This is a genomic window from Antrihabitans stalagmiti (assembly GCF_016482825.1).
In the GTDB taxonomy this organism is placed as follows: Bacteria; Actinomycetota; Actinomycetes; order Mycobacteriales; family Mycobacteriaceae; genus Antrihabitans; species Antrihabitans stalagmiti.
In genome coordinates, this window is record NZ_JAEMNV010000003.1 from 386,706 (window position 1) to 398,812 (window position 12,107).

Genomic DNA, 12,107 nt, shown 5'->3' on the forward strand with positions numbered 1-12,107 from the left:
TCGACGTGTGACTCCGCGAAAAATTCATGGAGTCGACGTCATCCGTCGCCAGATCAGCCCGACATCGAGTCAGACACTAACAGCCTTGTCTCCTCAGGCAATGGCGGCGCGGTCGATTCGGGACTATTCGGTCGACCCGCGGCGGATACACGACCGACCTGGACGCGTTTAGGGTGGTCGCAGGTTCGTAGCCGCCGCCGTTCGAACCAGAGCCGATAGGAGTCCATCGTGAAGGCTGTCGTCTGCCGGGAGACCGTGCTGACCGTAGGTGAGGTCGAGACGCCCACTCCTGGCAAGGGACAGGTTCTGCTCGAGGTCAGCGCGTGCGGGATCTGCGGATCGGACCTGCATTCCCGGGTCCACTGCGACGACATGGCCGAGTTGGCAGCCGAAACCGGCTACACCGGCTTCATGCGATCGGACCAGGACATCGTCATGGGTCACGAGTTCTGCGGCTCCGTTCTCGAATACGGTCCCGCAACCCACAAGCGATGGAAGCTGGGTGCACCGGTCGTTGCGTTGCCGATCGTTCGCCGCGGCTCCGAAATTCATCTGACCGGGCTCTCCGCGCTGGCCCCCGGCGGCTACGCGGAACGCGTGGTTGTTCAGGAAGCCATGGCCATGACCGTGCCCAACGGCCTCGAACCCGAGAAGGCTGCACTGACCGAACCGATGGCGGTCGCCTGGCACGCGGTTCGCAAGGGTGAGGTCGGGAAGGGACAGACGGCGATCGTGATCGGGTGCGGACCGATCGGGTTGGCTGTCGTCTCGATGCTGAAGGCAGCGGGGGTGCGACACGTCGTCGCGAGCGACTTCTCGCCGCGTCGTCGCCAGCTGGCCGAACAGTGCGGTGCCGACCTCGTCGTCGATCCCGCCGAGCAGTCGCCGTGGACGTCGTATCCGGAGCGCAACGAGATCCGCAAGGTCACGGGACTGCTCGAACTCGGCATGGACACCATGGAGAAACTGCGGTGGGCGCCGAAAACGCCGTGGTGGCACGTGTTTCGGCTCGCAGACACCGTGGGAGCGACGCCGCAGGGGCCGGTGATTTTCGAATGTGTCGGCATGCCGGGCGTCATCGACCAGATCGTTGCCAGCGCCCCGCTGCTGTCGCGCGTGGTCGTCGTCGGGGTGTGTATGGAGACCGACAAGTTCCGGCCTGCGATGGCGATCAACAAGGAAATCGAGCTGCGCTTCGCATTCGGCTACGACCCACGTGAATTCCGTGACGCCCTCTACATGCTCGCCGAAGGCAAGGTCGATCCGACACCGCTCATCACCGGCAAGGTCGGATTGGCGGGGGTAGCAACGGCATTCGAAGCGCTCGGCAAGCCGGAGGAACACGCGAAGATCATCGTCGACCCGTCGAGTGCAGCGGTCGCGCCCTAGTGGAACAGCCGAGTCAGGCTCGTGGCTTCGTCCCCGCGCTGGAGGGTATGCGTGGTGCCGCGGCTCTCGGCGTGCTCGTCACCCACGTCGCCTTCCAGACCGGCGCGGCAGGCTCGCCGGTCATCGGCCGGATCTGGGGACGTTTCGATATGGCTGTCGCATTGTTCTTCGGATTGTCCGGCTTCCTGCTGTGGCGCGCGCACGCCGCGGCCGCTCGCGGTCTGGCGCCGAAGCCGTCGGCCAAGCGCTATCTACTCAATCGTGCGGCTCGCATCCTGCCCGCGTACTGGGTCGTCGTGATACTCGTGCTGCTGTTCCTGCCGCAGGCCGGAGGTGGCTGGCGGGTGTGGTTCGCCAACCTCGGGCTCGTCCAGGTGTTCGTGCCGCTGACCTTGACCGACGGCTTGACGCAGATGTGGAGTCTGTCCGTCGAAGTGGCGTTCTATCTGGTGTTGCCGCTGCTTGCGCTCGCCATGGCGTGGCTGTCCGGCGAGCGTGCGCGGTACCGCATTCCCGCTCTGCTCGCGTCGACGGTGCTCTGCTTGGGTTGGTCGTTTCTGCCGATCCCGACCGCCGAAGGAACCCATGCCGACAATTGGCTGCCTGGCTACCTGCCCTGGTTCGCGGTCGGGATGTTGCTCGCCGAGTTGGCGGTCGGGCCCCCGGTCCGGTGGGAGCGCTTCTTTGCCAATCGAGGGCTGATGGCCGCTGTCGCGATCACCGCGTTTCTGCTCGCGGCTACCGACCTGGCAGGTCCGGCTGGTCTCACCCGCGCCGAACCCTGGCAGCACGCGGTGAAGATGCTGCTCGGTGCGATCCTTGGCTTCGCGTTGCTCGCACCGCTGGTGCTCGGTGATTCGCACAGACACCGAATCCTGGAAAGTCCGCTGATGCTTGCCGTCGGACGTTGGTCGTTCGGGCTGTTCATGTGGCACGTCGCCATCTTGTCGATCATCTTTCCGGTGTTCGGCATCGTGCCGTTCCGCGGCAGCTTCGTGCTTGTCCTCGTGCTCACGATCGTGCTGTCGATACCTGTGGCGTCGGCGAGTTACGCGCTGGTGGAGGAACCCGTTCGGCGTGCCGTCAAGCGGTGGGAAAGTCGGCGCAGGATCGGCGGTCCGAACGACGGATCGTCCGACAGTCCTGCGAGGACGGACAGCCCGACGACGATCACCGCGATCAACGCGGGCAACTGAACCCACATCGAATGCCCGACGTAACCGTCGGGAGCGCGCCACGGTCCCCGCGACAGCGCCGCCACCGACAGAGCGGTGCCCAGCCCGGCCACCGCGACGGCTGCCTGCAACGTTGCGACGACCCGGCCGTTACGGGCGATCAGCATCGCGACTGCGGCGATCACAACGGTGAGAATCGGACCTGCCGCTCCGGCGATCACCCACGTCAACGCGAGGAGCCCTGCGAAGCCGACGGTCCGGCTGCGCCACGACCGGGGTGACACCGGTGCTGCACGACGTTGTCGTGCAGGCAGTAGTGCCAGCGCGAACAGCGGCAGCAGGAGAAGCAAGCCGCCGAAGATGCCGACGCGGTACCAGCGGTCGGTCGGGAAGTCGAGTGTCACGGTGCCGTCGGTTCCGCCGGGAACGATCCAGCCCTGTTGCCAACCGTTGACGACGACGGGTGTCAGTGTGGTTCCGTCCGGTCCCGTCGCTATCCAGCCGACATTGTTGCTCTGCGGGACCACGAGCAACTGATCCGTCGACGTCGTCGGCAGTTGGAGCTCGCGGTGATTTTCGGTCCAGGCGCCGGTCGGGACTGCACGGACGGGTGCAGGTGGCTTCGTCGAATCGGTGGTCGTCAAACGCAGACCGTCTGCCACGAACAGCGGCCCGGGGCCGACCGCGACGTCCTGCCGGCCGGTCGGTAGGACGATCGACTGCGGACCCTCGCAGAGTTGCGCGCGAACAGGCGCGCCGCTGCGCAACTCGTCGACCGTTGCCGTCACGGACATCCGAAGTTGTTGTCCTGCAACCGATAACACCGGACCATCGGCGCAGTCCACGGTGATGCGGCGTTGCAGGTCGAGAGGGGCAGGGTAGAGCGGCTGCGAGTCCGGACCCAGCACCGTCACCTCGGAAAGCCCTGCTGGTTGCAGCAGTGCGAACCCGATCGCGGTCAGGTCGAGGACGGACCGCCAATCGACGATACTCAGTTCGATGCGGTCGGTGACGCGTGGGTGCAGGTCGATGGTCGACTCGTCGCCGCGCAGATCGCGGACCTGGGGTCCGTCGCCGAGGTTGACGGAAACGACGGTCGGGCGCGTCGGCAGATCACCGAGGCTCGCTGCGATGTCGAGGCCGGTGACCAACTGCGGCGACGGGAGTTCGATGGTCAGCGTCGGTTTTGCTCCACCCAACTTCCGCACCGTGTCCTCGGGAGCGGTCCACGACGTCCGCGGGTCGCCGTCCGTCGCCGCGAAGGCAGAGCCACGGATGTCGCCGATGTCGGCCTGGCCACGCGCGACCGGTCGACCTGGTGCGCTGAGCAGGGTCTCCAGCGCAGGGCCCTGTCGCGAGCGAACCGTGAGCTCGGGGACAACCGTGGTGGGCGCGGGAACGTCCAGCGTCCGTTCGAACGTCGTCGGCTCTTCGGGTGCGAGGGCGAGGCCCTTGCTGCAGCGAACTCGGTCGGGAGCGTCGGCGCAGCCGGTACGGCCAGGTAGTTCCTGGCCCAGATCCCAGCCCGTGACTGCTGCGCCCGGCGGGGTCGGCGGCAACACCGTCCGGTGGCGTATCGGTACGAACCTCGGTGCAGCCGCGTTGCTGAAATCTTCGACGGAGACTTCACTGACTCCGAATTGGCTACCGCCCGAACCATTTTCGGTCTCGATGGCGACGACTCGAAGCCACGATGTCCGCCCGGGTGGTAGCGAGACGGTGATCGGAGTGCCCGGCTTCTCGACCCGCGCCGCGGTGCTGCCGTTCTCGGTCTGGATCTCCACCCAGGTCACCGGTGTGCCGAGCGCGGCGGGGCTGGTCGTCACCCGAAGTAGTGCGCTGTCGACCGGGGTATCGAGATCGAGGCGAAGCCATTGACCCAGCGCGGGATCCAGACCGTTGCTCAGCCAACTCGTCGCGTTGTCGCCGTCGACGGTCGCGGCCGGACCGCTGCCGGGTGAGGCGCCGCCGAGTTGCGTTGCGTCCGATGCCGCACTGGACACGCTGACAGTCGCGCCGGTCCACTCGCCGTTCACAAGGTCGGCGCCGTAGACGGGATAGTCGGGAACGAGGTTGTAGGTACGCCTTGCCTCGTCGGGCGTACGAAGCGCAGAACTGTGGTTGTCGACCTGACCGAAGTCGGTCTCCCGGTTGGTCGGCGTGTCGGTGACCGTAACGGCGTCGATCGGCAGGCCGGCTCGGGCCGCATCACTCGCAAGCAGATGTGGACCGGTAGCGCCGAGTCGCAATAGCGATTCCGGTCCGCCCTGGACTATCGGGACCGCCGCGAGGTCGGTCGTATATGGCTTGGTCTGGGCTGAGGCGTCGGGTGCACCCGGTGCGGACACCGAGTAGATCTCGATCGCTGGGTAGTCGGGGCGGAGGTCGCCGTCCGCGACGAGTCCGTCGGACTTCGCCGGACCGATGTCGTCGCCGAATTGCGCGACCTTGGTCAGGCCTGGCGAACCGTCGATGGCTTGGTGCACCAGCATCGGCCGTGTCGAACGCGAGTTTTCGGAGTCGAGGTCGTTGCGAAGCACGACGTAGCCGATGCCCTGACTCAGCAATGCCGCTGCCATGTCGTCCGACGGCCGCCCGTCGGCGATCAGACGCTGGACCGAATCCATCGCCCTGATCGCACCGGGCGGATTCAACGGCACAGCGTCGCGGACCGCCCACGGTGTACTCGCAAGCGCCTGCAGTGGCTCGTCGCGGGTCAGACCCCACACCTGACTTGCAAACGGTGCACCGGGAACGACGAGGGCGCGTTGCCCGCCGGAATTGTCTTCCAGCCATTGGGCGGTCTGGTGCCAGTAGTCGGGCACCTCGTCGTAGCCGCCGCGCGGCGCAAGCTTTCCCGTCCATGCCAACGAGGTCGCCAACGTGAGTGCGACGAGGACGAGGCCGGTCAGAGCAACCATCGGGTTGCGTTCCGGATGGCCGTAGGCGGTGCGCAGCCGTCCGAACGACGCCGATGCAGGCAGTGGGACGCGCGCGAGCAGGTGCGCGATCCCGAGCACGAGCGGCAGCCGAATCAGTGGCTCCAACTTGTGCACGTTGCGCAGGGGTGCGCCGCCGGAGTCGAGGAAATGACGGACCGACTCGGCGATCGGCGACGACAGTTCGCCGACGTAACCTGCGCTCAGGCCTGCCAATCCGACGAAGAGGATCAGCGCCAGCCGCCCACGTGCAGGCATCGACCGCATCGCGAGACCAGCCATGCCCGCCGCGGCAACAACGCCCGTCGCGATCACGGCGGCGGGCTGCGTGACGAGGACGGCACCCGCGATGCGCTCTGGCGAAACGAAAGGGGTCCAGCTGTCGGTGCCGCGCAACACTTCCGCGAGCGAGGTCCACTGTGTCGTGACGCCCGCGGACTCGATGTAGTCGAGGAAGGGCGGACTGACGCTGCCGAGCAGCAGTAGCGGAACGATCCACCACAGTGTTGCCAGCAACAGGCAGGGAATCCACCATGCCGTGAAGATCCACCACGCTCTGTTCGGTTTATGCGAGAGCCACCACACGCCTGCGACCAGGCACGCGGCACCCGTCGCGACAGCGTTAACCGATCCCATCAGCGCGACCGCGACCGCCGACTGTGCAGCAAGGCGGGCGGGTGAATAGGCGCCCATCCGCCCCGACGCGATCGCAGCGGGCGCCAACAACACCCACGGCGCGAGCATCATCGGCAACGTTTCCGACGAGATCGAACCAAGGGTCGTAAGCACCCGCGGGGAGAGGGCAAAGGCGATGCCCGCAACGATGCGCGAGCCGCGACTACCGATGCCGAGGGTCTCGGCGAGACGGACGATTCCCCAGAAACCCGCAAGCAGGAGCAGCGCCCACCAGATTCGCTGTGTGATCCACGGCGGTATCGATGCCAGGTCGCCTATCGCAAAAAACGGACCGTGTGGAAAGAAGTAACCGTAGGCCTGGTTCTGCACTTGGCCGAGGGGCGCTTGACTACTCCACTGATGTGACGCACGCTCGAGGAATCCCAGCGGATTCTGGGCGAGGTCGTACTTGGTATCGGCGGCGGTCAGCCCAGGTGATTGAACGAAGGCAAGAACGAGACAGACAAGTGCTGCGCCGGCGAACCAGCGACGATCGAGCGGCGCGGTCGGCTCAGGCGGTGTGGAATCCGCGACGATCAGCGGCTGCCGTACTCGACCTGGTTGAGCAGCGAGGAATCGGCGTTACCGCTGCGATCGATCTCCGGACGACTGTTGTCCTGGACGGCGAACGTGACTCCGATGATGACGAGTGCACCCAAGACGGCGCCGGCCACTGCGCTACCTGCACCCGCGGCGGTCAAATTCATCTCGGTTCTCCCACATTTCGTCGTTCCTGCATTGCCTCGGTCAAGGTATCACCTGCCGCTGCCCCTGCCTTGCTTGTGTCGTCGAGTCGAACCCCCAGCGCGCCGAGAAGGGTGCCCAACTTGGTCGTCGTCTCGTCCAGTTCGGACCGTGGATCGGAGCCGGCGACGATTCCGCCGCCCGCGTAGGCCTCGAGGGTGCGGCCGTCGCCGGCGAGTTCGGCGCACCGGATCGCGACGATCCAGTCACCGTCACCGTTGGCGTTGCACCAACCGACGGCACCGCCGTAGAACCTGCGGTCGCCTTCGACGTCGGCGATCGTCGCGAGCGCCACCTCGGTCGGTGTGCCACAAACAGCTGGCGTCGGATGTAGCAGCGCGGCTACGTCGAGTGCGGTCGTCGCGCTGTCGCGGAGGACGCCGTGGATCGGCGTCTCCAGATGCCACACCTCGGGTGTGCTCAGCAGGATCGGTCGGTCGGGGATCGTCAGGTCGGCGCACACAGGACCGAGTCGCTCGCGAATCCAGTCGATGACGAACGAATGCTCGTGCTGGTTCTTGGTCGAGGAAAGCAACCCGTCGGCTTCCGCGCGGTCGGCGATCGGATCTTTCCGCCGCGGCGCGGTGCCGGCAAGCGGTCGTAGCCGCACCGCATTGCCATGTCTGCTCACGAGGACCTCGGGGCTGGCACCGACCAAGGTCGAATTGCCGAGGTCCGAGTCGTAAAGATCGACGGCGAAAACGTTGGCATTCGGATGCCGTCGAACGAGATGGGAGACGAGCAGTTCCGGATCGACCTGCGTGTCTGCCTCGACCGTGACCGACCGCGCTGCAACAACTTTCGAAATTCGCCCGGCATCGATCGAGCCGATCAGGCGCGCCACTCGTGACATGTGTGCTGCCGGGGAGGGGTTCTCCCGGATGATCCGACTCGACGGCAACTCGGCGAGTGTTCCGTCGGTCTGCCACCGGCCTGGTGTGAAGGTGGCCGATTGAGGTGCCGTCAGTACGCCGCCACGTGCCGGGTCGAACGCGAGTGCTCCCACAATCAGCGGTACCCGACCGGCACGCAGACTCGCAGCAGCTGCATCTACCTCGGTGAACCGTTCGCGTGCGCCCGTTGTCCTGACGACCTGATCGGTCCGGGCGAGCAGAAACCCATCCATAGTGAAATCGACAGTAGCGTCAGCGAACGCCGCTCGGGGTCGGCCGTGATCCACTCTCCTGGCGGGGCATCGTCTGGAACTGCGGCACCTGCGGCGCAGGAAGCCGCATCTCGGCGACCGCTTCCCGGTACAGCGGACCCATGTCAGGAAAGGTCGGAACCGACAGCTGCGGCGTCCCTGCCAGGTTCAATGCCGAGGTGAGGTCGCCGCAGGTTTCGCGGCGCCACGCCGTGAGGTTGGGCACCTCCGGCCCGAACCTGGTCTCCAGGAACCGCAGGATCGAGGTGTGATCGAACGTGTCGTGACACACATAGCCGCCGCGCGTGAACGGTGAGATCAAGATCGTGGGGACCCGTGGACCGAGGCCGATCGGGCCTGCCATCCCGGTCGCTTCCGGAGACTGGAGGAGGGCCCGCTGGCTCAAGTACTCGCCGGGCGTGCCCGGCGGTGCCAGCGGCGGAGGCACGTGATCGAAGAAGCCGCCGTTCTCGTCGTAGGTGAGAATCAACAACGTCTTTCGCCACACCTCGCTGTTGGAGGTCAACGCCTCCAGAATGCCCTGCAGGTACAACCCGCCGGCTGCCGGCAGTTCGTCGGCATGCTCGGTCGTCCACTGCGGACCGCAGATCCACGACACCTGCGCCAAGTTGCCACTTTCGACATCGCGACGTAACTGCGGGATCAGCTGTCCGTCCGGGATGGTCGACCGACCCCTGCGGAAGAGTTCGGTCGATTCGTCCTGGTAGGCAACGAAGTGGTCGAGCATGTTGTCGCCGAAGTCGTCGCGCTCGCGGTACAGATACCAGTCGACACCGGCGGCTTGCAGCTGCTCCGGGTAGGTCCTCCAACTGAAGCCCGACCGCAGGTTCGCGACATCGGGTCCGCCGTGGGTGCCTTCGGCATCGATCGACGCGGACATGAGGTAGAGCCGATTCGGATTGGTCGGACCGATCACCGAGCAGAAGTAGCGATCGCAGATCGTGAACGCGTCGGCAAGCCCGTAGTGCATCGGCAACTCGTCGCGGGTGAAGTAGCTCATCACCCTGCCGCCGCCGTTGCGAACCGCGTCCGGCTGGCTGCTCGCTGCGGCGAGACCGACGTCGACGGGAATGTGGCTGCGTACGTAGTTGTCGTTCGTGCCGTTCGCGACGGACCAGTGCTGGGTCTGCCACGTGTGGTCGACATCGATGAGGTGCTGCGCCGACGAGGCACGGGTGTCGAGACGCCAGGGGAGCAAGACGCCGCCTGCGAAACCGTTTGCGGTCGGGTCGAACTGCTCGAACGCCGACAGTCCGGTCCGAGGGTCGCGTGGAACGTTCGGATCGTCGAAACCTGCTACGCCGGACAGGGTTCCGAAGTAGTGGTCGAACGAGCGGTTCTCCTGCATGAAGATGACGACGTGTTCGATGTCGTTCAGCCGCGAACCGGTCGGTGCGGCGTGTGCGAGGTTGAGCCGGGCGGACGGGGACATGGCGGCGAAAGCTGCCGTTGCGCCGACGAGGCCGGCGCCGCGCTGCAGGAACTGCCGTCGCGACCAGGTGGTCATCGAACGGGCGTCGACTTCTTGCAAGGCGGCACCATAAGCACGGGTCGATGGCAGTGCTTGAGCACGTGGTCGGCAACGCTGCTGTGCAGCAACGCCCGGATGCCGGTTGCGCCGCGTGTGCCCGCAACGATGATGTCCACGTCGAGTTCGTCTGCGATGTCGACGATCGTGTTCCAGATCGTCGTCGAGCACTCCTCGGTCCGAGCTTCGGCGTTGAGGCCTGCGGCGCGGGCAAGTTCGACGCCCTCGGAGTTGGTTGCCTTCGCATCGGTGAACGCGACGTCCTCCAGATCTTCGTCCGGCACCCAGTCGGGTTGCATCACCCCGGACAGGCCGGACATCCGAGCCGCTTGGCGCACCATCGGTTCCCAGGCAGTGAGAACTACCGCTTTGTTCGCGGAGAGAAATCTGCCCGAGTATTCGATCGCGCGCTTGGCGTTGTCGGAGCCGTCGTAAGCAATGAGCATCAGGTCGCAGGGCATTGCGAACCTCCTGGTCCAGACAGCCGAATTCGCTACCGGCGACACTACCGGCGACCGACTTGGCTGGCAGCGCAATGCGTCGAGTGAGAATGATCCGTTACCGTCGGACACCATGCGGAAGACGGTCGGGCTGGTTGTCGTGTTGTGCGCGGTTGTCGCGGGGGGATGTTCGAACGGCGGGTCGACCTCGTCGGAAAGTGCCTCGACGCCCGGACCCGCAGCCAGCGCGCCGCCCGTCGGATCGTCGAGTGCATCGCCGCAACCGAGTCCGCCTGCCGACCCCTGTGGTGCCGAACCGTTTCTCGCGTCGCTGTCGCAGCGGGAGAAGCTCGCGCAGCTGCTTACGGTCGGCGTCACCGGTCCGGACGATGCAGCGCAGGTCTCGGCGGAAGAACACGTCGGTGGCATCTTCATCGGCGGCTGGACCGATCAGTCGTTGCTCACCGCGTCCGAAATGGCTCGGGTGAAAGGCGCGAACACGAAGGTCCCGCTGATGGTGACGATCGACGAGGAGGGCGGTCGGGTCTCGCGGATACCGGAACTTATCGGCGAGGAGGCGTCGGCGCGTGAAGTGGCGGCAACCTACTCCGCCGCGGAGGCGCAGCAACGGATGAACAAGCGCGCGACGGAGATGAAGAAGCTCGGCATCACAGTCGATTTCGCTCCGGACGTGGATGTCAGCGGCCAGCCCGCGAACTCCGTCATCGGTGATCGGTCGTTCTCCGACGACCCGGCGAAGGTCACCGAGTACGGCCGCGCCTACATCAACGGGTTACGCGACGCCGGTCTCGGTGCTGTGATCAAGCACTTCCCCGGCCACGGGCACGGTTCGGGCGATTCGCATACGGGCGCCGTCTCCACACCGCCGTTGGACGAGCTGAAGAAGAACGACCTGCTGCCGTTCGCGGACCTCGTTTCCGAGCCCGACGTTGCCGTCATGGTCGGCCACCTCGACGTCCCTGGTCTCACCGATCCGAACGTGCCGACGAGTATCAGTCCTGCGGCGATGCAACTGCTGCGGACGGGCGACTATGCCGCCCCACCGCGGCCTTTCGATGGCGTCATCTTCACCGACGACCTCAGCGGCATGGCAGCGATCACGGCGAAGTACAGCATCGAGACAGCGGTGGAAGCAGCGCTTGTCGCAGGTGCCGATGTGGCGTTGTGGATTTCGACCGACTCCGTGAAGGCCGTCCTCGACAACCTGGAGCAGGCGGTTGCGGCAGGTCGCCTGCCACAGAAACAAGTTGACGAGTCAGTTCTTCGCGTCGCCCGCTTCAAGGGCGTGTTGTCCTGCTGATCGCGTCGTCCGACCCAACCTTCCTTACCGTAGAGTAAGATAGCCCTACCAGGCGGCGAGAGGACGGTGCAGTGGCCGGCGGTACCAAACGACTCCCGCGCGCCGTTCGTGAGCAGCAGATGCTGGATGCAGCGGTAGAAGTGTTCGCGCGCAACGGTTATCACGCGACTTCGATGGATGCGATCGCTGCCGAGGCGGACATTTCCAAGCCGATGCTCTACCTCTACTACGGCTCGAAGGAAGAACTCTTCGCTGCCTGCATACATCGCGAAGGCGTCCGCTTCGTCGAAGCTGTGTCCCCTGCGGGCAATCCGAACCTGACCCCACGTGAGCAGGTGCGCACAGCGCTGTTCTCGTTCCTCGATTTCGTCGACAAGAACCGGCAATCGTGGATGGTGCTCTACCGCCAGGCGATGACGGAGCAGGCCTTTACAGGGCAGGTGCAGTCGAGCCGCGAAATGTTGATCAACCTGGTCGCCAAGCTGCTGGAATCCAGCACGAAGAACCCTGATCCAACCTGGAACTTCAGTGTTATGGCCGTCGCACTCATCGGTGCGGGCGAAGCTGTGGCGGACCGCATCGCGGGCGGCGAGATCGCTGTCGGCGAGGCCGCGGACCTACTCGAGAATCTAGCCTGGCGCGGTCTGCGGGCATCGGGCCCCGTGCGCGACTGACGGGTCGGAAGACCGGTCGGCCGCGCACGAGAAACCCTGTGTGCGTTGGCTTTCGGA

8 protein-coding genes and 1 pseudogene are annotated in these 12,107 nt (G+C 65.6%); 4 read left to right on the forward strand and 5 right to left on the reverse strand.

Annotated features, from left to right (window positions below; genetic code table 11):
* Positions 1-228: 228 nt before the first annotated feature.
* A complete protein-coding gene (locus tag JGU71_RS10440; protein WP_199704020.1) occupies positions 229-1,389 on the forward strand; it encodes a zinc-binding dehydrogenase in 1,161 nt (386 codons plus the stop codon).
* Positions 1,389-2,492 (forward strand): annotated as a pseudogene (locus JGU71_RS10445) (acyltransferase family protein); the annotation flags it as partial. The gene JGU71_RS10440 and the pseudogene JGU71_RS10445, both read left to right, overlap by 1 nt.
* On the opposite strand, the gene JGU71_RS30560 reads toward JGU71_RS10445, so the two are convergent.
* Genes JGU71_RS30560 through JGU71_RS10470 form a run of 5 tightly spaced genes read right to left on the reverse strand, consistent with a single transcriptional unit; the run spans position 2,438 to position 10,076 of the window.
* Positions 2,438-6,715 (reverse strand): alpha-(1->3)-arabinofuranosyltransferase domain-containing protein, encoded by a 4,278-nt coding sequence (locus JGU71_RS30560; RefSeq protein WP_199704547.1) that lies wholly within the window; start codon positions 6,713-6,715, stop codon positions 2,438-2,440. The pseudogene JGU71_RS10445 and the gene JGU71_RS30560 sit on opposite strands and share 55 nt — an antisense overlap.
* Positions 6,715-6,885 (reverse strand): DUF2613 domain-containing protein, encoded by a 171-nt coding sequence (locus JGU71_RS10455; protein WP_199704021.1) that lies wholly within the window; start codon positions 6,883-6,885, stop codon positions 6,715-6,717. Before JGU71_RS10455 ends, JGU71_RS30560 begins: the two co-directional genes overlap by 1 nt.
* Positions 6,882-8,048 carry an isochorismate synthase gene (locus JGU71_RS10460; RefSeq protein WP_199704022.1) on the reverse strand — a complete coding sequence of 389 codons (1,167 nt, stop codon included), beginning with the start codon at positions 8,046-8,048 and terminating at the stop codon, positions 6,882-6,884. Before JGU71_RS10460 ends, JGU71_RS10455 begins: the two co-directional genes overlap by 4 nt.
* Positions 8,049-8,067: 19 nt before the next feature.
* Positions 8,068-9,618 carry an alkaline phosphatase family protein gene (locus JGU71_RS10465; RefSeq protein ID WP_199704023.1) on the reverse strand — a complete coding sequence of 517 codons (1,551 nt, stop codon included), beginning with the start codon at positions 9,616-9,618 and terminating at the stop codon, positions 8,068-8,070.
* On the reverse strand, positions 9,591-10,076 hold the full coding sequence (locus tag JGU71_RS10470; RefSeq protein WP_199704024.1) for a universal stress protein: 486 nt from the start codon (positions 10,074-10,076) through the stop codon (positions 9,591-9,593). The genes JGU71_RS10465 and JGU71_RS10470 overlap by 28 nt, the downstream gene beginning before the upstream one ends.
* A 112-nt stretch (positions 10,077-10,188) precedes the next feature.
* Here JGU71_RS10470 and JGU71_RS10475 point away from each other — a divergent pair, with 112 nt between their 5' ends.
* Both JGU71_RS10475 and JGU71_RS10480 read left to right on the forward strand, forming a co-directional pair.
* Positions 10,189-11,376, forward strand: a complete 1,188-nt coding sequence (locus JGU71_RS10475) for a glycoside hydrolase family 3 N-terminal domain-containing protein (RefSeq protein ID WP_199704025.1) — start codon at positions 10,189-10,191, stop codon at positions 11,374-11,376.
* 71 nt (positions 11,377-11,447) lie between these two features.
* On the forward strand, positions 11,448-12,050 hold the full coding sequence (locus JGU71_RS10480) for a TetR/AcrR family transcriptional regulator (protein WP_199704026.1): 603 nt from the start codon (positions 11,448-11,450) through the stop codon (positions 12,048-12,050).
* Positions 12,051-12,107: the final 57 nt, after the last annotated feature.